The 18,842-nt window shown below is 66.5% G+C and carries 19 protein-coding genes; 13 read left to right on the forward strand and 6 right to left on the reverse strand.

What is annotated here, in order from left to right:
* Both Mrose_RS14565 and Mrose_RS14570 read right to left on the reverse strand, forming a co-directional pair.
* Positions 1-312 (reverse strand): S8 family serine peptidase (locus tag Mrose_RS14565; RefSeq protein ID WP_420808358.1); only part of this gene is annotated, 312 nt, incomplete at its 3' end.
* 2 nt (positions 313-314) lie between these two features.
* Positions 315-2,432: an Ig-like domain-containing protein gene (locus Mrose_RS14570; RefSeq protein ID WP_182482842.1), complete on the reverse strand. Its 2,118-nt coding sequence runs from the start codon at positions 2,430-2,432 to the stop codon at positions 315-317.
* A gap of 464 nt (positions 2,433-2,896) precedes the next feature.
* On the opposite strand from Mrose_RS14570, the gene purB reads away from it, so the two are divergent.
* The 7 genes from purB (at position 2,897) to purF (ending at position 10,705) form a co-directional block, all read left to right on the forward strand.
* Positions 2,897-4,207, forward strand: coding sequence for an adenylosuccinate lyase (gene purB, locus Mrose_RS14575; protein ID WP_119279483.1), 1,311 nt, complete (start codon positions 2,897-2,899; stop codon positions 4,205-4,207).
* A gap of 168 nt (positions 4,208-4,375) precedes the next feature.
* A complete protein-coding gene (purC, locus tag Mrose_RS14580) occupies positions 4,376-5,083 on the forward strand; it encodes a phosphoribosylaminoimidazolesuccinocarboxamide synthase (RefSeq protein WP_119279485.1) in 708 nt (235 codons plus the stop codon).
* A 37-nt stretch (positions 5,084-5,120) separates the two neighbouring features.
* Positions 5,121-5,384, forward strand: coding sequence for a phosphoribosylformylglycinamidine synthase subunit PurS (purS, locus tag Mrose_RS14585; RefSeq protein ID WP_182482843.1), 264 nt, complete (start codon positions 5,121-5,123; stop codon positions 5,382-5,384).
* 88 nt (positions 5,385-5,472) lie between these two features.
* Positions 5,473-6,159, forward strand: a complete 687-nt coding sequence (purQ, locus tag Mrose_RS14590) for a phosphoribosylformylglycinamidine synthase subunit PurQ (protein ID WP_119279487.1) — start codon at positions 5,473-5,475, stop codon at positions 6,157-6,159.
* Between the two features lie 16 nt (positions 6,160-6,175).
* Complete coding sequence (locus Mrose_RS14595) at positions 6,176-6,919, forward strand: HAD family hydrolase (protein ID WP_119279488.1); 744 nt, start codon at positions 6,176-6,178, stop codon at positions 6,917-6,919.
* A gap of 73 nt (positions 6,920-6,992) precedes the next feature.
* Entirely contained in the window at positions 6,993-9,230 is a 2,238-nt protein-coding gene (gene purL / locus Mrose_RS14600) for a phosphoribosylformylglycinamidine synthase subunit PurL (RefSeq protein ID WP_119279490.1), read from the forward strand.
* A 107-nt stretch (positions 9,231-9,337) separates the two neighbouring features.
* Entirely contained in the window at positions 9,338-10,705 is a 1,368-nt protein-coding gene (purF, locus tag Mrose_RS14605) for an amidophosphoribosyltransferase (protein WP_119279509.1), read from the forward strand.
* Positions 10,706-10,935: 230 nt separating this feature from the next.
* Here purF and Mrose_RS14610 read toward each other — a convergent pair whose 3' ends face one another.
* Positions 10,936-11,208, reverse strand: coding sequence for a hypothetical protein (locus Mrose_RS14610; protein WP_119279492.1), 273 nt, complete (start codon positions 11,206-11,208; stop codon positions 10,936-10,938).
* A gap of 84 nt (positions 11,209-11,292) precedes the next feature.
* On the opposite strand from Mrose_RS14610, the gene trhA reads away from it, so the two are divergent.
* The gene (gene trhA, locus Mrose_RS14615) at positions 11,293-11,931 is read left to right on the forward strand and encodes a PAQR family membrane homeostasis protein TrhA (RefSeq protein WP_119279494.1); all 639 of its coding nucleotides are present in this window, start codon (positions 11,293-11,295) and stop codon (positions 11,929-11,931) included.
* A gap of 9 nt (positions 11,932-11,940) precedes the next feature.
* Positions 11,941-12,243 carry a hypothetical protein gene (locus tag Mrose_RS14620; RefSeq protein ID WP_119279496.1) on the forward strand — a complete coding sequence of 101 codons (303 nt, stop codon included), beginning with the start codon at positions 11,941-11,943 and terminating at the stop codon, positions 12,241-12,243.
* Between the two features lie 58 nt (positions 12,244-12,301).
* Here Mrose_RS14620 and Mrose_RS14625 read toward each other — a convergent pair whose 3' ends face one another.
* From Mrose_RS14625 to Mrose_RS14635, 3 genes are read right to left on the reverse strand one after another with little or no spacing between them, the layout of a single operon-like run.
* The gene (locus Mrose_RS14625) at positions 12,302-12,877 is read right to left on the reverse strand and encodes a histidine phosphatase family protein (protein ID WP_119279498.1); all 576 of its coding nucleotides are present in this window, start codon (positions 12,875-12,877) and stop codon (positions 12,302-12,304) included.
* Positions 12,878-12,892: 15 nt separating this feature from the next.
* Positions 12,893-13,525 carry a response regulator gene (locus Mrose_RS14630; protein ID WP_119279499.1) on the reverse strand — a complete coding sequence of 211 codons (633 nt, stop codon included), beginning with the start codon at positions 13,523-13,525 and terminating at the stop codon, positions 12,893-12,895.
* Positions 13,522-14,802 (reverse strand): sensor histidine kinase, encoded by a 1,281-nt coding sequence (locus Mrose_RS14635; protein WP_119279501.1) that lies wholly within the window; start codon positions 14,800-14,802, stop codon positions 13,522-13,524. The genes Mrose_RS14630 and Mrose_RS14635 overlap by 4 nt, the downstream gene beginning before the upstream one ends.
* A gap of 145 nt (positions 14,803-14,947) precedes the next feature.
* Between Mrose_RS14635 and Mrose_RS14640 the strand changes: the two genes are divergently transcribed.
* Genes Mrose_RS14640 through Mrose_RS14655 form a run of 4 tightly spaced genes read left to right on the forward strand, consistent with a single transcriptional unit; the run spans position 14,948 to position 18,703 of the window.
* Positions 14,948-15,739: an ABC transporter ATP-binding protein gene (locus Mrose_RS14640; protein ID WP_119279511.1), complete on the forward strand. Its 792-nt coding sequence runs from the start codon at positions 14,948-14,950 to the stop codon at positions 15,737-15,739.
* Entirely contained in the window at positions 15,720-16,424 is a 705-nt protein-coding gene (locus Mrose_RS14645) for an ABC transporter ATP-binding protein (RefSeq protein WP_119279503.1), read from the forward strand. Before Mrose_RS14640 ends, Mrose_RS14645 begins: the two co-directional genes overlap by 20 nt.
* A gap of 2 nt (positions 16,425-16,426) precedes the next feature.
* Positions 16,427-17,458 carry a branched-chain amino acid ABC transporter permease gene (locus Mrose_RS14650; protein WP_220452341.1) on the forward strand — a complete coding sequence of 344 codons (1,032 nt, stop codon included), beginning with the start codon at positions 16,427-16,429 and terminating at the stop codon, positions 17,456-17,458.
* A 54-nt stretch (positions 17,459-17,512) separates the two neighbouring features.
* The gene (locus tag Mrose_RS14655; protein WP_119279505.1) at positions 17,513-18,703 is read left to right on the forward strand and encodes a branched-chain amino acid ABC transporter permease; all 1,191 of its coding nucleotides are present in this window, start codon (positions 17,513-17,515) and stop codon (positions 18,701-18,703) included.
* The last annotated feature ends 139 nt before the right edge of the window (positions 18,704-18,842 follow it).

The following is an 18,842-nucleotide window of genomic DNA, read 5'->3' on the forward strand; positions in this document are numbered from 1 at the left end:
GGGCTGGCGGTCGAAGCGGTTGGCCTCGGCGTAGCGGGCCTGGGCCATCAGGCGGCGCGCGGCTTGGGCCTGGCTGAGGCCTTGGGGGAGTTCGAGGAGCGCGGCCTCGAGCTGGGGAATGGTGGCAACCACCCGCGCCCCGACCCGCCGGGCGATGGCCTCGAGGTTGGCCCGGTCTTTATAGCCCACCACCAACTGCCGCTCCTGGGGGATGGTGAGGGCCGGGCTCGAGCCGTCCGGCGCGGGGGGGCGGGTCTGGAGGCCGCAGGCCGCCAAGAGGCTCAGCAGGACGATCAGAAGAACCTGGCGCATGTTCAGTAGCTCCCGTCTCCGGTCACGAATTCGTTCCACTCGCCGGTGCAGACCGGACCGCCGAAGTTGCACACGCCCAGCGGGTGGAAGACGTTCCAGATGTCTTGGGCGATGGAGATGGCCTCGACGCGGGCCGGGTCGGCGGGGTCGAAGCTCACCGCCGCGGCCGAGAGGTCGAAGGAGTAGGCGTGGTGGGCCTCGAGACGGCTCAGGCTGGCCGCGCCGTCGGCGTTGTAGGCCACGCTGTAGGTGTTGCCGCTGACCTCGAGGTCAGCGTCGGAGAACAACTGCCCGGTGGAGAAGTAGGGGGACCAGATGAGGTACTCCCCCTGCTGCGGGTAATCCAGGACGAAGGGCGCGAACAGGCGCTGGTCACCGACCACCCGACTCACGCTCCAGGAAAAGGTGGGGCGCACCGACACGCCGGTCTGGTTCTTCGCCGGGCTGAGGAGGCTTACCGTGAAGCGGTCGAGAGGGGTGGTGGCCAGCACCGGCCCGGTGGCAGTGGTGCTGCCCACAGCATCGACGCGGTAGTAAACCCTTCGGCCCACCGCCAACTGGGGGCTGCCGTCGTTGTAGGCACGGGCGGTGCCGCCCAAGGTGGCAATCCTGGTGAAGGTAGAGCCGTCGAAGGAGCGCCAGATCTCAAAGCGGTCGGGGTTGGTGCCGCTGTAACTCCAGGAGAGTTCGACCCACAGCGTGCTGTCGGCGGAAGGAGCCCCCTGAACCGAGATGCTGGAAGCGGTAGGCAGGCGCACGGCCGTGGGCTTCGGGGGACTGTAAAACCCGACCGCCTGGGCCAGCGTGACCGACAGTACCCGGAAGCTGGTCACGGGGGTGACGGCGGGGCTGGCGGTGTTCTGGGTGAAGTCAAGGTAGTAGATGCGGTGCACCCGGTTATCGTTGAGGTCGTAGGCCACGACCTCGAAGGTCGTGGGGCCGTTCACCCCGGCGACGGCCGCACCGGAGAGTTGTCGGTTGCCGGTGTCGGGCCCGTTGACGTCAGCGGACCAACTAAAGCGCGGGTTGGAGAAAAAGCCGGAGCCGGGGGTCTTGGCGAGGCCCGCGTAGATGAGCCGGACCATGTTCCCGCTGCCCTGGGCCGTGGCGGTGATGCGGAAGGGGACACAGGCTTGAGCCTGGGTCACGGTGGCAAAGTCCACCCCGGCGGCAATCCCACCGCATCCGCCCGCGCCAGTGGTTACAGAAAGGCTGGGGGGGGTGGTGGCAAGGCCGGGGTTGGCCGCACGCTTCTGCACCACGCTGATGGGGCCGAGATTGGCCTCGAGGCGCAGCCCCTCGATGCGGCTCCCGGCGTAGCCGGGCTTGCTGAAGTTGAAGTTGTAGGTACCCGCGGGCAGGTGCAGGGTGAAGGCCCCCTCGCTGTTGGTGACCGCGGTAGCCGGACTTCCGTCCACCGTGACGGTGCTCCCCGCCAGCGCGGCCCCGGCGTTGTTGTCCACCACCAAGCCCGTGAGCACAAGCGGGCCGTAGACCACACTCACAGTGGCGCTGCCCTTGAGGCCCAGCGCGTCGTAGGCGTTGACGGTGAGGGTGTTGCTGCCCTCGCGCAGGCCGCTGACTGCGAAGCTGAACTCGGCCTGCGCCCCCGCCGTGATGCTTACCTCTTGCTCAGGCCCACCGTTGAGCTGGTACGTCAGGCGGGTCACGGCCTGGTCGTCCGTGGCCCTGCCCACGACGTTCACGCCCGTGCGGTTGAGCGTGGTCCCGGCGACAGGCTGGGTGATGACGACGCCGGGCGCCCCGGGCTGGTACCTGACCTTGAGCTGCGTGCTGCCCTTGTTACCTGCAGCGTCATAGGCGTTGAGGGTGATCACGTTGTTGCCCTGTTCCAGGCCGCTGACGTCGAGCTCAAAGTTGACCTGCTTCCCGGTAGAAATGTCCACGCGCTGCTCAGGCCCCCCGTTGAGCTGGTAGGTGACCCGAGCGACCGCGCGCTCGTCCGTGGCGCTGCCCCGGACCTCCACGCCGTTGGTGTTCACGGTAGCACCGTCGGCGGGCTGGCTGACCCGCACGACGGGAGGGCTGGTGTCGGCCGGGGTACACCCGAACAGCAGGAGCGCTCCGGCCAACCCAGTGTAAAGAAGCTTCAACTTCACGTTCTTCCTCTCCTCGATATGTAGCTAAGCAGCAAGGAACTCCGCCCGAGCACCCGCAGCGCTCGGAAGTCCGAAGTACTTTCATAAAGCCGGTATCCTTATTAAGGAAAAAGCGCCCCTAAAGGGTTTTTCCCACCCCCTTCCGTCGGATCGAATCCGGTAAAGTATATTCACTCCGAAATCAACCGGTCAAGTGCCTCGAGGGCCGCCGTGAGCCAAGGGAAGAGCGCGATTAGGCCACGGGTGGCGGCGCGGGGTTCGGGTGGCTGGCCCGCCCCCCTCGGCCTTTGTGTTAGACTCTTGCCGTTGTCCACCAGGCCGCCCCGTGAGACGGCGACGGACAGCGAGTGATCCTGGGTGATCCTAACGAGTTTCTTCTTCTTTACAAAGCGGCAACGGAGAAGTCTACCGCCAGGCCCTCGCGCCTGGCGTGAATCGTTGTACGACCCTGCCTGGAGGAGCGGATGATCGAGCGCTACCAAACCCCTGAGATGAAGGCGCTGTGGACCGAGGCCCGCAAGTATGAAGCCTGGGCCAGGGTCGAGCAGTACGCCCTTGAAGCCTGGGAGGAGCTGGGTGTGGTGCCCAGGGGCGTAGCCGCCAAACTGGCCGAGGGGCTGACCCGACGACCCATCGACGAGGCTTTCGCCACCCAGGTGGAAGCACTCGAGGAGCAGACCCGCCACGACATCGTGGCCTTCACCCGTGTGCTCTCGGCCTGGGTGGACGACGCCGAAGTGGCCCAGTGGCTGCACTTCGGCCTTACCAGCACCGATGTGGTGGACACCGCGCAGAACACGCTGCTCGTGGAGGCCCTCACGCTCATCGAGGCCGAACTCAAGAGGGTGCAGGAGGCCCTCAAGCGGCTGGCCGTGCGCTACAAGCACACCCCGGCGGTGGGGCGCACCCACGGGGTCCACGCCGAGCCTACGAGCTTCGGGCTGCGCTTCCTGAGCTTCTACGCCGCGCTGCTGCGCGACGCCGAGCGCCTGAAGCGGGCCAGGAAGACCATCGGCATCGCCATGCTCTCGGGCTCGGTGGGCAACTACGCCCACCTCGAGCCCGCCGTCGAAGCCCACGTGGCCCGAAAGCTGGGGCTGGAGGTCGAGTCGGTCTCGACCCAGGTGATCCCCCGCGACCGCCACGCCGAGCTGATGAGCGCTCTGGCCATCCTGGGGGCCGACCTCGAGCGCATCGCGGTCGAGCTGCGCCACCTCCAGCGCACCGAGGTGCTCGAGGCGGCGGAGCCCTTCAGCTACCGTCAGACGGGCTCCTCCTCCATGCCCCACAAGAAAAACCCGGTGGCCCTGGAGAACATCTCCGGGCTGGCGCGGCTCTTGCGCTCCAACCTCCAGGCCGAGCTGGAAAACGTGGCCCTGTGGCACGAGCGCGACATCAGCCACTCCTCGGTCGAACGGGTCATCCTGCCCGACTCCACTACCTTGGCCCACTACATGCTGCGCCGCCTGGGGCGGGTGCTGGAGGGGTTGGTGGTCTACGAGGCCAACATCGCGCGCAACCTGGCCCTCACCCGTGGGCTGGTCTACTCGCAGCGGGTGCTGGGCCTGCTGGTGGAGAGCGGCATGGACCGCACCGCCGCCTACGAGGTGGTGCAGCGCAACGCCTTGAAAAGCTGGGAGGAAGGCCGCGATTTCCGCGAGCTGCTCGAGGCCGACCCCCAGTGCAGCCTCAAGGGCGAGGCCCTGGCCTCCGCTTTTGACCCCGGCTACTTCCTGCGGCACGTCGATGCCATTTACGCCCGTTTCGGGCTTTAGATAGAGGGGATAAGATGGTAGGACATTCCCCTCGTCTTCAAGTACCCCACGGGAAGCTTCGCCTCTTGGACCAATCTTCCCGTCAGCGCGCCAACAAACGCTTCCCGTGGGAGCCCCAGATGAGGGAAAATCAAACGGAGGGCACTTAGTTAAGCGCCGAGGCTGATCATGGAGAAACTGTACGAGGGCAAAGCCAAGATCGTGTACCCAGGCCCCGAGGCCGGGACCTACCGGGTGTACTACAAGGACGACGCCACCGCCTTCAACGCCCAGAAGCGGGGCACCATCGCAGGCAAAGGGGTGGTGAACAACCGCATCTCGGCCCAGCTCTTCCGCTACCTCGAGGCCCACGGCGTCCCCACCCACTTCCTGCGCGAACTCTCCGAGCGGGAAATGCTGGTGCGGCAGGTCGAGATCGTGCCACTGGAGGTCATCGTCAGGAACCGCACCGCCGGAACCTTCGCCAAGCGCTACGGCGTGGAGGAAGGTCGCCCCCTCGCCCGAGCGCTGGTGGAGTTCTCCCTCAAGAACGACGCCCTGGGCGACCCTTTGATCTACGACGAGGCCGCGCTGGCGCTGGGCCTGCTGAGCGAGGGGGAGCTGGCCCGCATCCGGGAACTGGCCCTGCGCGTCAACGAGGCGCTCAAGGCCTTCTTCCTCGAGCGCGGTCTCGAGCTCATCGACTTCAAGCTCGAGTTCGGGCGGCTCCCCGATGGAACCATCGTCCTGGCCGACGAGATCAGCCCCGACACCATGCGGCTGTGGGAGGTGGGCACGGGTGAGAAGATGGACAAAGACCGCTTCCGCCGCGACTTAGGCGGGGTGGAGGAGGCCTACCAGGAGGTGCTGCGACGGGTGGTCGGGGGTGCTGGGTGAAGGTTGGACTTTTGGCGTTTAGCGCGCCGGAGGCGCAATGATGAAGTATCACGCGACGATCCTGATCGAACTCAAAGACGGCATCCTCGACCCCCAGGGCCGGGCGGTCGAGGGCGTGCTCAGGGGCCTGGGCTACCGTGTGGAGAACGTGCGGGTGGGGCGGGTGCTCGAGATGGAGCTCGAGGCCCCCTCCGAACCCGAGGCCCGCGAAAGCGCCCTCTCCGTCGCTAAGGCGCTGGCCAATCCGGTGATGGAAGTGTACGCGCTGGAAGCCCTGAAGCCGTTGCAGGAGGTTTTGTAATGCCAAACGCAAGACGCAAGACGCAAAACGCTGGGGGTAAAGACGCGTATGGCCTATGGCGTTTAGCGTTTCGCGTGCCGGAGGCGCCGTGAAAGTCGCCGTCATCGTCTTCCCTGGCTCCAATTGCGACCAGGACACCCGCTGGGCGCTCGAGCGGGTGGGGCTGAAAGCTGAGCTGGTCTGGCACACCGAAGGCAGCCTCGAGGGCTATGGCGCGGTGTTTTTGCCCGGAGGCTTCTCCTATGGCGACTACTTGCGGGCCGGGGCGCTGGCCAAGTTCTCCCCGGTCATGGGCGAGGTGCGTCGCCTGGCCCAGCGGGGCTACCCGGTGATGGGCATCTGCAACGGCTTCCAGGTCCTCACCGAGGCCGGGCTGCTGCCGGGAGCGCTGCTGGCCAACACCAACCTGCACTACACCTGCAAGGAGGTCTTCCTGCGAGTCGAGCGCACCGACCTGCCCTTTACCTCCGATTACCGCCAGGCTCAGGTGCTGCGCCTTCCCATCGCCCACGGCGAGGGCCGTTACTACGCCGACGAGGAAACGCTGGCGCGGCTGGAGCAAAACCGCCAGATCGTCTTCCGCTACGTCGAGCACCAGGGGCAAGGCGGCAACCCCAACGGCAGCTTGGGTGACATCGCAGGCATCGTCAACGAACGGGGCAACGTGCTGGGCATGATGCCCCACCCGGAGCGCGCGGTGGAGAGCGTGCTGGGGTCGGTGGACGGGGAGGGCATCTTCACCAGCCTGAGCAAGGCGCTGGCAACCCTGGCGTGAGTGTGGAGGAGATGCGATGAACACGCAAGGCATCGAAAACCTCAAGGCCATCACCTTCGATTTCTGGGGGACGCTGTTCACCGAGAGCGAGAGCTACGCTCACCAAGTGCTCTCGCTGCGCTACGAGATCCTGCTCGATGCGCTTTCGGAAGCCGGAACCCCCGCCGACGAAAGCCAGGTGCGCGAGGCTTACCGCCAGGCCGCCATGGCCTACGAGCAGGTCTGGCAGGCCGAGCAGATGATGACACCCTACGAGCGGGTCACGCTGATCTTCAAGCTGCTGGGTGCTCCGCCCGATGAGGGCCTGATCGCCCTCACGGCCCGCCGGCTCGAGGAAGCCTCCCTGCACGGCAGCCTGACCCCCCTCCCCGGCGTCAAGGAGAGCCTGCCCAAGCTGGCCCGGAAATACCGCCTGGGCGTGGTCTCCGACACGGGCATCACCGGCGGGCGCCTGCTGCGCGAGCACCTCGAGCGCCAGGGCCTGCTCGAGTACTTCAGTGGCTTCTCCTTCTCCGACGAGACCGGCACGGTCAAACCCCGCCGCGAGGCTTTCATGGTTGCCCTCGACGAGCTGGGTGTCGATCCGCAAAACGCTCTGCACATCGGCGATATCCCCCGCACCGACATCGGCGGGGCCTTTGGCGCGGGTTATAGCTGGGCGGTGCAGTACACCGGCCACCGCGCCATCAACGGCGGCCCCGAGCCCACCGCGCGCATGAGCGACCACCGCGAGTTGTTCAAGCTGCTGCCCAGCGCCTGAGTTCAATACGTCGATGTTCGATAACGCATTCTGCCTCCTGTCACCCCGTCACCCCTCACCCTGAGCTTTAACTATGGAAGAAACCCTAACCCCCCTCTCCGAGCAGGCCAAGGCGCTGCTCGAGGAAACCGGCATCCCCCAGAACGAATACCGGGAAATCGTGCGCCTGTTGGGGCGGGAGCCGGGTCGGCTCGAGCTCTACCTCTTCAAGGTGATGTGGAGCGAGCACTGCTCGTACAAAAACTCCCGTCCCCTGCTGCGCCTGCTGCCCAAGGAGGGCCCGGCGGTATTGCAGGGCCCCGGCGAGAACGCGGGGGTGGTGGAGATCGGCGATGGGTACGCGGTGGCCTTCAAGATCGAAAGCCACAACCACCCCTCGGCGGTGGAGCCGGTGCAGGGGGCCGCGACGGGCGTGGGGGGCATCATCCGCGACATCGTGGCGATGGGGGCCCGGCCCATCGCGCTGCTGAACTCGCTGCGCTTTGGCAAGCCCGACACGGGGGGGTCCGAGGGCGACCGCACCCGCTACCTGGTGCAGGGCGTGGTGGGGGGCATCGCCCACTACGGCAACGCCATCGGCATCCCCACGGTGGGGGGAGACATCTACTTCCACCCCGACTACCAGGACAACCCCCTGGTCAATGCGATGTGCGTAGGCCTGCTGCGGGTCGAGGAACTCAAGAAAAGCCGCGCCGGCCTGGGCCGCCCGGTCTATTACCTGGGATCGAAGACCGGGCGCGACGGCATCGGCGGGGCGGCCTTCGCCTCCGAAGAGCTCTCCGAGGAGAGCGAGTCCAAGCGCCCCAGCGTGCAGGTGGGCGACCCCTTCATGGGCAAGCTCACCATGGAGGCCACCCTCGAGGCCATCCGCCTCGACCTGGTGGAGGGCGTGCAGGACATGGGGGCCGCCGGGCTCACCTCCTCGCTCTCGGAAATGGCCCACAAGTCGGGGCTGGGCCTGGAGCTCGACCTCGACAAGGTGCCGCGCCGGGAGGTGGGGATGAGCCCGCTGGAGCTCATGCTCTCCGAGTCACAAGAGCGCATGGTGCTGGTGCCGCGCCCCGGCAAGGAGAAGGCGCTCGAGGCGCTCGCCGCGTGCTGGGGCCTGGACGCGGTCCCCGTGGCCGTGACCATCGAAGAGCCGGTGTTCCGCATCAAATCGGAGGGCCAGGTGGTGGCCGAGGTTCCCACCCACGCCCTGGCCGACTCCGTTACCTACGTGCGCGAGGGACAGGAGAGCCCGGAGATCCAAGCCCTGCGGGCCAAAGACCTCAGCGCCCTGCCGGTGCCGGGTGACCTGCACGGCGTGCTGCTGAAGCTGCTGGCCTCGCCCAACCTGTGCAGCCGCGCTCCGGTCTTCGAGCGCTACGACTACCAGGTGGGCACCAACACCGCGCTGGTGCCGGGCAAGGGCGACGCGGCCATCGTGCGCGTCAAGGGCACCCGGCGAGCCATCGCGCTCAAAGTGGACGCCAACCCACGCTACTCGCGCCTGCACCCGCGCCTGGGGGCCATGCACGCCCTGGCGGAGGCCGCGCGCAACGTCAGCGTGGTGGGAGGCAGGCCGCTGGCCTACACCGACGGCCTCAACTGCGGCAACCCCGAGACCCCCCACGGCTACTACGAACTCTCCGAGACCATCGCCGGGCTGGCCGAAGCCTCCAGAGCCCTGGGCATCCCGGTGGTCTCGGGCAACGTCTCCCTCTACAACGAAGGCCCCAGCTACCGCATCCCCCCCACCCCCATGGTGGGCGTGGTGGGCCTGCTGGAAAACGTGGAGCGCCGCGCCGAGATGGGTTTCAAGAAAGCCGGCGAGTTCGTGGTGCTCATCGGGGAGCCGCTGGGCGAGCTGGGGGCCAGCGAGTACCTGTGGGTGCTGGAGGGCCTCGAGGCTGGCCACCCCCCCCGCCTCGAGCTCCAGCGCGAGGCCAAAGCCCAAGCCGCCATCCGCGACCTCATCGAGATGGGCTGGGTCCGGACCGCGCACGACGTGGCCGAGGGCGGGCTGGCGGTGGCCCTGGCCGAGATGACCTTCCCCTATGGGCTGGGGGCGACGCTGGAAATCCGCGACGCAGGCCGCCCGGACGCCTTGCTCTTCGGCGAAGCACCCGGCCGTATCCTCTTCAGCGTGGACCAGGACCACCTGCAATCGGCCATCGCTCACCTGCAAAGCCTGGGCCTCCCCCACCGCATCCTGGGCCAAGTGGGCGGGGATGAACTCACAATCCTGCTGCCCAAAACGCAGCTAAAGTGGAGCGTGAGCGAGTTGAAGCAAGGCTGGGAAGCACCGCTGCGGGAGGTGCTGCCGTGAAGGGTCGTACGTCCTGCGTCGTACATCCCACGCCGGAAAAAACGTCGTATAACGTAGGGCGTACGACGTACGACCGCGATGACAAACCCCACGAAGAATGCGGCGTCATCGGCGTCTGGAGCCCGGAGCCCGTGGACGTGGCGGGGATGCTCCAACTCGGGCTCTTCGCCTTGCAGCACCGGGGGCAGGAGGCCGCCGGGATCTGCGTCTCCAACGGGCAGGATTTGGTGATCGAGAAGGACCTGGGCCTCGTCGCGCAGGTCTTCGACGAGGCCCGCATGGCCCGGCTGCGGATTCCGGGGGCCAACTTGGGCATCGGGCACACCCGCTACTCCACTACCGGCTCCAACCTGCGCTTCAACGCCCAGCCCTTGAACGTGCGAAGCTCCAAGGGCATCCTGGCCATCGCCCACAACGGCAACTTCGTCAACGCCAAGGCCATTCGGCAGGAGTTGCTCGAGCACGGCGCGGTCTTCCAAACCACCAACGACACCGAGGTGATGATCAACCTCATCGCCCGCTACGCCAAGCTCAACCTCATCGAGGCCACCGCCCGCTCCATGCGCGAGTTGCAGGGCGGCTTCGCGGTGGTGCTGATGGACCGCCACACCGTGCTGGCCCTGCGCGACGGCAACGGGGTGCGGCCTTTGGTGATCGGGCGCTTGCCTAATGGCGGCTGGGTCTTCGCCTCCGAGCCCCCGGCCCTGACGTTGGTGGGGGCCGAGTTCGTGCGCGACGTGCGCCCCGGGGAGCTGGTGTGGGTGGAGGCGGGCGAGCTCAAGAGCCAGCAGGTGCTCGAGCCCCGCCCCACCCCCTGCGCTTTCGAGTGGATCTACTTCGCCCGCGCCGACTCGGTGCTCGATTCCATCGGCACCCACGAGAGCCGGGTGCGCATGGGCGAGGTGCTGGCCGCCGAAGCCCCGGCGGAGGCCGACCTGGTGGTGCCCGTCCCCGACTCAGGCATCGGGGCGGCCATCGGCTACGCCCGCGCCTCGGGCATCCCCTTCGACTACGGCCTCTACAAGAACCCCTACGCCGGGCGCACTTTCATCCAGCCCACCCAGGAGCTGCGCGACCTCAAGACCAAGCTCAAGCTCGCCCCCACCCCCGCCGTGCGCGGCAAGCGGGTGGTGATGGTGGACGACTCCATCGTGCGCGGCACCACCTCGGGCCGCATCGTGCAGCTCTTGCGCGACGCCGGGGCCACCGAGGTCCACGTGCGCATCTCCTCCCCGCCCATCAAGTTCCCCTGCTACTACGGCATCGACACCGCCGCCCGCAAGGAACTGGTGGCCTCCACCCACTCCGTCGAGCAAATCCGAGCGCTCATCGGCGCCGACAGCCTGGCCTTCTTGAGCGAGGAGGGCGTCAAGCGCGCGGTGGGCGGGCCGGTGTGCCTGGCCTGCTTCAACGGGCGCTACCCGGCGGGCGTGCCTACGGAGGAAGTGCAGAAGGAAGCCTTAGAGCAGGCCTGACCGCGGGATTTCGTAAGACCACGGCGCGCAGTGAGAAGAGGTCCACACCTCGAGCCGCACAGTCCGCATCCTTCAGGCTGAAGACGTTCTACAGGAACCCGAACTGCTCCCTGGGTTTAGCTTGAAGATAGGGGAGCTTTTCGAGGAGCCTGTATAGAAGGCCGTCAGCAAAGTGCACCAAACCACGATCGAACGGCGTTTTGCGTCTTGCGTTCGACGTCCAGCCAACCCTACCCCTTTTTCCGCCGCGCAGCCTCGAGCTCATCGAGCAGTAGGTACAGCGGCATCTCGAAGTGCCGGGCCTCGAGCCCCATCCCGTAGCGCTCGTAGCAGGCCTCGGCGAGCTCGAGTTCGGTGCGAACGCCCTCGAAGTCCTGAAGCTGGGTGTAGTCGGAGACGAAAGCCCAGGGCAGGCGCAGCACCTCGCTCACGAACTCGTCCACCAAGGCTTGGCGCCGCTCGACCTGCTCGGTAGGGGCAAACTCGATCTCGCGCTCGTCCATCTCCCCCAGTCTACGGGCCGTGGACTCACCCCCCTCAGGAGCCACGGTGCATAATCGGGGGAGTTCTGCCCTCGAGGAACCCCCATGACCGCCACCACCCACCCCCCCAAAGTCGAGTTCCTCAACGCCCTCACGCACGGGCTCGGAGCCGTCGCGAGCCTGGCCGCCGGCGCGGTGCTGGTCGTCTTCAGCGCGCTCACCGGCGACGCCTGGCAGGTCGTCGGCGCCGCCGTCTTCTCGGCCACGCTGGTGCTGATGTACCTGACCTCGAGCCTCTACCACGCCATAGGGCACCCCAAAGCCAAGCGGGTGCTGGAGATCCTCGACCACAGCGCCATCTACCTGCTGATCGCCGGGACCTACACCCCCTTTTTGCTGGTGACCCTCAACGGCCCCTGGGGCTGGAGCCTCTTCGGGGTGGTGTGGGGCCTGGCGGTGCTGGGCGTGGTGTTCAAGTCCTTCGCCACCGGGCGTTTTGAACTGGTCTCGACGCTGCTCTACGTGGCGATGGGCTGGCTCATCGTGATCGCCTTCCCGGTGCTGCTCGCCAAAATTTCGGCCTGGGGCCTGCTTTGGCTGGTGCTGGGCGGGGTGTTCTACACGGCGGGAACCTACTTTTTCCTCAACAAGCGCCTGAAGTACGCCCACCCCATCTGGCACGTCTTCGTGTTGCTGGGCAGCGCGGCGCACGTCGTGGCGGTGTGGTCGCAGGTGGTGGGGTAAGCTCGCGGCATGCGCCTGGACATCCCCCTGCCCTCCACCCTCACCCTGATGGCGGTCTGGGCCGCGGTCGAGCAGGCTGCGCGCGAACTCGGCCTCACCGTTACCCTGCGCACCACCTCGGCTCAGTACCCCGGCTCGACCCACTGGCACTTCAAGCAGGGCCGCACACGGGGCATCGTGGAGGCCACCTACTGGCCCCAGCAGCACCGGCTCTGGCTCTCCATCAAGCCCAGGGCCCTCTCGGAACACACCCTCGAGCTTGCCGAGCGACTGCGTGCCGAGATCGAACGGAATTTGCTGCCGAAGGCGTGATGGGGGAAAGCTTGGGGGCAGACTCGCGTTCAGCGTTTTGCCTTTGGCCTTCGGCGCTTTAAATACGCTCCATCACCTGCACCAGCTTCAGGCTGGGCCACTCCACCTCGATCACCCCGCAAAAGCCCAGGGCTTTCCACAGCGGGAAAGGGCTCAGCCCGTTGGCCCGGCTCACCAGCAGGGCGATCACCGTGCCGTGGGCCACCAGGGCCACGTCGTCGATGAGGTATTCGTCCATCACCTTGTTCACCGCCTGGCTGAAGCGGCTGTGAGCTTGGTCGGCGGTTTCCTCGCCGAAGGTCAGGCGGCTGGGCTCAGCGAAGAAGTCGCGCACCTTGGCCTCGAACTGAGCCACGTCGGGGAAGTAGGGCTCGTTCTCGCGCTGGTGCTCGTGCAGGTTGGGGGCGGGGCTGAAGGGCAGCTTGAGGCGGCTGGCCAGCACCTTGCCGGTCTCGCGGGCCTTGGGCTCGAGGCTGCTGACGACCTGGGTGGGCAGGTGGGCCCTGAACCACTGGGCCAGCCGCTCGCTCTGGCGAAGGCCCTCGTCGGAGAGGGTCCACTGCCGCGCAGGCAGCTCGGGCACGACGTGGGGGCGACCGTGCTTGATGAGGAAAAGGCGGCGGCGGGCACTCACGGTGAGCCCATCTTATCAGCCCTCCAGCCGCAGAATGCCCCGCTCGAGCGCGGCGGTCACGGCGGCGGTACGGTCATCGACGCCCAGCTTGCCGAAGGTGTGCAGCAGATGGGTCTTGACCGTGGCCTCGCTGATGTGCAGGCGCTTGGCGATCTCCTTATTGGAGAAACCTTTGGCCACCAAACCCAGCACCTCGAGTTCACGGTTGGAAAGGTGTTCCTCGCTGGGTGAGCGCATGCGACCTAAGAGCCTGGCCGCCACGGGCGGGGAGAGCACCGCCTCGCCCCTGGCCGTCAGGCGCACGGCGCGGAAGAGTTCCTCGCGGGGCACGTCCTTGAGCAAGTAGCCCGTAGCCCCTGCCTCCACCGCCTGCACGATCTCGGCGTCGGTGTCGAAGGTGGTGAGCACGAGCACCTGGCTCTTGCTCTGAGAGCGCATGCGGCGGATGGCGGTCACCCCGTCCATGCCGGGCATGCGCAGGTCCATCAGCACCACGTCGGGGTCCAGGCGCTCGAGCATGTTCAGGGCCTCCTGGCCGTTGCCCGCCTCCCCCACCACCTCGAAATCGGGCTGGCTCGAGAGCAGCCCGGCCAGCCCGGCCCGAACCACCGGATGATCGTCGACGATCAGGATGCGAATACGACTCACGTAGAACCTCCTACTCTGTGCTTGGGGATGGGAAATTCGGGCAGGCTGACCGCCAAGATGGTACCCCGACCCGGCTCGCTTTCGAGCGTGAACTCTCCACCCAGCGCCTCCACCCGCTCCCGGATCGAGCGCAGCCCGAACCCCCCGCTGCTCGCGGCCCGCCGGTCGAGCCCGATCCCGTCGTCCTGGATGTCGAGCAGCACCAGGCCATCGAGGTAGGAGAGCGTGACGTTGACCAGGTTGGCCTGGGCGTGCTTGCGCACGTTGCTGAGGGCTTCCTGGGTGATGCGCAGCAGGCTCAGCTCGATCTCGGGGTGCAGCGGGCGAGGCTCGCCAGCCAAGGTGAAGCGGGCTTCCTGGCTGCTGACCGACTGCCAGCGCTGCAAGAGCTGCTGCAGGGCCTCGGGCAGGGGGATGCCCTCGAGGATCTCGGGCCGCAGGGCCCACACCAACCGCCTCGCCTCGGAAAGCCCTTCACGGGCGGTGTCGCGGGCCTGGCTAATATAGTTGACCACGGCAGGGCTGCCCAAGGCCCCCTCGGCGGCCTCGAGGTGTACGACCACACTAGCGAAGCTCTGGGCCAACGTGTCGTGGATCTCGCGGGCCAAGCGCTGCCGCTCGGCCAGCACTCCGGCCTGGCGGCTGGTCTCCTCTAGCTCGCGCTGGGTGGTCTCGAGGGCCTGGCGGGCCTTGGCCTCGCGCACCAAAAGCTCGAGGGCGAAGAGCGAATAGCCCGCGTAGAGCACGGTGATGAAGACCCAGAAGCTGGTCTGGGCGGTGGGGTTGGCGGGGATGGGGCGGGTGGAGAGGGTTTCCGAACGGGTGGGGATCTGGGTGAGCTTGACCTCGAGGGTCAGTTGCAGCGGCTGGCGCACGCTCCACCAGCCCGAAAGCCCGGCCAGCGCGACCACCAGGCTCAAGACCCAAGGCAGCGGCAGGAAATAACGCGCCACCACCGGCACGATGCCCAAGGCCAGAAAGGGCATGTAGTAGTTGGTCAGCCAGATCACCACTCCCGCACCGAAAACCGCCAGCACGACGGTCTCCCACCAGGACCGCCGACCAGGGCGCAGGGCCCACAGGATGACCAGATAGGTCAGCAGTGCCAAGCTCACCCGCCACAACACCTCCTGGGGGTTCTGCAGGGGGATGCTATCAGGCCTCAGCTGCGAGCGGCCCGGCACCAGCAGGGTGAATAGCAGCACCGTCAGCAGGTTCAGCGCCGCGAAGATGGCGACCGCCCTGGCCACAGGCCGCTGGGCGAAAATAGCCCACATCCTATCCATCTTAGCGGGGAATTCCGCTCTCAACCGTGAACGCCTTTCCCTCAAGAGCATCCCGATGCCCGCAGCCTTCTTCGCCTTGGACCGAGGGGTTTCCCTGTGGTAGGATTGCCTCAGAATCTATCCAGCCCTCTATGGAATGGACGCTCAGGGTCAGCCGATCCTCGAGGTGGTGGATCTGGTCAAGGACTTTGGTGGGCTGCGGGCGGTGGATGGTTGCCGCCTCGAGGTCCGCCGGGGGACCATTACCGGCCTGATCGGCCCCAACGGGGCCGGCAAGACCACGCTGTTCAACCTGGTCACTGGCTTCCTGCGCCCCGATGCCGGGCGGGTGCTGTTTCAGGGAGAGGACATCACCGGCCTGCCGCCGCACCAGGTCTTCCGCCGGGGCCTGGCCCGCACCTTCCAGATCCCCCGCGAGCACCGCCTGATGAGCGTGCTGGAGAACCTGATGCTGGTGCCGCCGGGCCAGCTGGGCGAGCGCTTCTGGAATACCTGGTTCCGCCCCGGCCTGGTGCGAGCCCAGGAGGAGGCCATTCGCCATCGGGCCCTGGAGGTCTTGGAGTTCGTCGAGCTCGCCCAGCTCCAGGATGAGTACGCGGGCAACCTCTCCGGAGGCCAGCGCAAGCTTCTGGAGCTGGCCCGCGTACTCATGGCCGACCCGCTGCTGGTGCTTTTGGACGAGCCGGGGGCCGGGGTCAACCCCACGCTGATGCGCAAGCTGGCCTCCAGGATCGAGGATCTCCAGGGGCGGGGAATCACTTTCCTGATCATCGAGCACGACATGGATCTGGTGATGCGCCTGTGCAACCCGGTCATTGTGATGAGCGAAGGGCGCAGGCTCGCCGAGGGTCCGCCGGAGGAGATCCGCCGCGACCCCAGGGTGCTCGAGGCTTATCTGGGAGGCCAGTATGTCGCTTTTGAAGGCTGAAGGGGTCAGTGGGGGTTACGGGGACCTCGAGGTCCTGCGGGATGTCTCCATCCGGGTGGAGCCGGGGGAGATCGTCTCGCTGATCGGCCCCAACGGCGCGGGCAAGTCCACCCTGCTCAAAACCCTCTTCGGCCTGCTGAGGTGCCGCCGGGGGGTGATCCGCTTCAAGGGGGAGGAAGTCACCCACGCTCTCCCGGAAGCGCTGGTGCGCAAGGGCATGGCCTACGTCCCCCAGGTGGATAACGTCTTCCCCTCGCTGAGCGCGGAGGAGAATCTGGAGATGGGGGCCTTCGTCCTCAGTGGAGACCTCAAGGAGCGCAAAGAGCGGGTGTTCCGGCTGTTCCCCAGGCTGCGTGAGCGCCGCCACCAGCGCGTGGGGCGGATGTCGGGGGGGGAGCGGCAGATGGTGGCCATCGGCCGGGCTTTGATGCTGGACCCCGAGTTGCTCATGCTCGACGAGCCCTCGGCCGGCCTGGCTCCGGTGCTAGTAGACCACATCTTCGAGCAGATCCTGGCCATCAACCGCACCGGGGTGGCCATTCTGATGGTCGAGCAGAACGCCAAGAAGTCGCTGGAGCTGGCCCACCGGGCTTACGTGCTGGCCGCAGGACAGAACCGCTTCGAAGGACCGGGACCCGAGCTGCTGACCAACCCGGAGATCGGCCGGCTTTACCTGGGAGGGTAGACGTGCTGGGTGCCAGGCGATGGCGTGAGCAGGTGGGGCGGCTTTGGGCCCGGCCCTGGGTTCCGCCGCTCTTCCTGCTTTTCCTAGTCCTGTTGCCCATCCTCCTGGCAGCCCAGCAAGGGGTAAGCCCAGACCGGCTACTTTCCCTGGTGATCTGGGGAACCATGCTGGGTAGCATCCTGGCTTTGGGAGCCATAGGTCTCACGCTGGTCTATGGGATCCTGCGCTTCGCCAACTTCGCCCACGGAGACCTGATGACCCTGGGGGCCTACCTGGCCCTGTTCATGCTGACCCTCCTCCCCCAGGGCCCACCCCTGAGGCCCTTCTCCTTCAGCCTCGAGTTCCTGGTAGCTTTGGGGCTCGTTTTTCCCCTCACCGGCCTGGCGGCTTTGCTCGTCGACCGCTTCCTCTACCGGCCCCTGCGCTTTAGACGAGCCCAGCCGGTGGTCCTGGCCATGGCCGCCTTTGCCGCCGCCTTCTTCGTGCGCAGCCTGATCTACCTCTTCTGGGGGCCGGACTTCCTCTTCTACTACGTGGGGCGGCCCCGCCCGGCCATGGAGGTCTTCGGCGTGCTGTTGCGACCGGACCAGCTCTTCATCCTGGGCCTGGCCCTCCTCCTGGTCTTCTTGCTCTATCTGCTCCTGGAGAAGACCAAGTTGGGCAAGGCCATGCGGGCCACCGCCGACAACCCCGACCTTGCCCGGACCTGCGGCATCCCCACCGAGCGGGTAGCCTTGTGGACCTGGCTGCTGGGCGGGGGGCTGGCGGGGATCAGCGGGGTCATGCTGGGCCTGGATGCCCAGTTGCGGCCGGAGATGGGCTGGTTCATGCTGCTGCCGCTCTTCGCCGCCGTGATCCTGGGGGGCATCGGCAATCCCTACGGGGCTCTGGCAGGCGCCATGGTGATCGGCATCGCCCAGCAGGTCTCCGCCTCCTTTCTCAACCCGGCCTACGCTCCTGGGGTGGCCTTCGTGCTGATGATCCTGGTGCTTCTGGTGCGTCCCCAGGGGATTTTTGGACGCCCAGGGGGTTAAAGGTCGCTGTGGAAGCCCGCCACCTGATCAAGCTCACTGCGAGGTGACTTAAACATGGAAGCAGATACCCTCATCAAATCCGCGCTGCTGGCCCTGCCCCTGGCCTTCCTGCTTCTAAGCTTCTGGCCGGGAAGGCGGGCTTTAGCCTGGCTGGCCCCGGCCTTGCTCCTGGCTTTGCTGCTCCACTGGGTGCTGCCCACAGGGCTCCTGGCCTACCTAGTCTCCTTCGCAGTCTTCGCCTCGGTCTTTGCTCTGCTCTCCCTGGGCCTCAACGTGCACTGGGGTTACACTGGGCTTTTCAACATCGGCATCGCCGGTTTCTTCGCTCTGGGGGCCTTTACCTCGGCCCTGTTCACTACGGCTATGCCCAGCGGGGCCCTGGCCCTCTATAGCCAGCAGGCCTTCGGGCTGGGAATGCCTTTCCTGGTGGGGGTGCTGTCTGCGGCCATCCTCAGCGGGGTGGTGGCCTTTTTGGTGGGCCTGCCCACGCTGCGCCTGCGCGAGGACTACCTGGCGATTGCCACCATCGGCGTCGCCGAGTTGATCCGCCTGGTCTTCCAGAACGAGCGCTGGTTGGCCAACGGCCCGCAACCCCTGAGGGGCATCCCCAGACCCCTGTACTGCCTGACTGATGGTCCCTCCTGCGACTGGCTCCCGACCTTTTTGCACCCTCTCTTCGCTGGCCTCGAGCCCCGGGACTATCCTTACCTCTACCTGGTCCTAGTGAGCGCGGCGGTGGTGCTGGTCTACCTGGCCCTCGAAAAGGCCCTGCGCTCGCCCTGGGGACGGGTGCTCCGGGCCATCCGCGAGGATGAGGTCTCAGCCGCGATGGTAGGCAAGAACGTCTTTGCCTTCAAGCTCGAGGCCTTCGTGGTAGGAGCCATGATCATGGGTATCGGCGGGGCTTTTTACGCTCATTTCCTGGTCTCGATCGACTACGGCCATTTCATCCCCCTCTTCGGCACCTTCCTGATCTGGGTAATGCTGATGCTGGGAGGCAGCGGCAACAACAAGGGGGCCATCCTGGGGGCTTTCGTCATCTGGGGGGTCTGGACGGGCACGGCCTTCCTGACCGATACCCTCACCCCCTTCCTGGCAGCCATCTCCGAAGATCTCCCCGCCCGCAGCCCTTACCTTCGCTATCTATTCATCTCGCTTGTCTTCATGGCAATCCTGCTCTACCGGCCCAGGGGCCTCCTGGGCGAGGAAAAGACTGTTTCGCAGTTTATGGAAAACGCAAAATAGCAGTGGTGATTTATACCAAACCTATGTAGATAATAATGCATGCCGAGCAAAGCCATACCCCTACACCCCCACCTGAGCCTGGAGGAACTCGAACAGCGCTACCGTAGCTGCAAGGATGCCAAGGAGAAGACCCGCTGGC

Source organism: Calidithermus roseus (genome assembly GCF_003574095.1).
Classification (GTDB): domain Bacteria; phylum Deinococcota; class Deinococci; order Deinococcales; family Thermaceae; genus Calidithermus; species Calidithermus roseus.

Coding starts and splice junctions, on each gene's coding strand:
- purB (WP_119279483.1), top strand. CDS start 2,897: ATGATCGAGCGCTACCAAACCCCTGAGATGAAGGCGCTGTGGACCGAG.
- purC (WP_119279485.1), top strand. CDS start 4,376: ATGGAGAAACTGTACGAGGGCAAAGCCAAGATCGTGTACCCAGGCCCC.
- purS (WP_182482843.1), top strand. CDS start 5,121: ATGATGAAGTATCACGCGACGATCCTGATCGAACTCAAAGACGGCATC.
- Mrose_RS14595 (WP_119279488.1), top strand. CDS start 6,176: ATGAACACGCAAGGCATCGAAAACCTCAAGGCCATCACCTTCGATTTC.
- purL (WP_119279490.1), top strand. CDS start 6,993: ATGGAAGAAACCCTAACCCCCCTCTCCGAGCAGGCCAAGGCGCTGCTC.
- Mrose_RS14610 (WP_119279492.1), bottom strand. CDS start 11,208: ATGGACGAGCGCGAGATCGAGTTTGCCCCTACCGAGCAGGTCGAGCGG.
- trhA (WP_119279494.1), top strand. CDS start 11,293: ATGACCGCCACCACCCACCCCCCCAAAGTCGAGTTCCTCAACGCCCTC.
- Mrose_RS14620 (WP_119279496.1), top strand. CDS start 11,941: ATGCGCCTGGACATCCCCCTGCCCTCCACCCTCACCCTGATGGCGGTC.
- Mrose_RS14635 (WP_119279501.1), bottom strand. CDS start 14,802: ATGTGGGCTATTTTCGCCCAGCGGCCTGTGGCCAGGGCGGTCGCCATC.
- Mrose_RS14640 (WP_119279511.1), top strand. CDS start 14,948: ATGGACGCTCAGGGTCAGCCGATCCTCGAGGTGGTGGATCTGGTCAAG.
- Mrose_RS14645 (WP_119279503.1), top strand. CDS start 15,720: ATGTCGCTTTTGAAGGCTGAAGGGGTCAGTGGGGGTTACGGGGACCTC.
- Mrose_RS14655 (WP_119279505.1), top strand. CDS start 17,513: ATGGAAGCAGATACCCTCATCAAATCCGCGCTGCTGGCCCTGCCCCTG.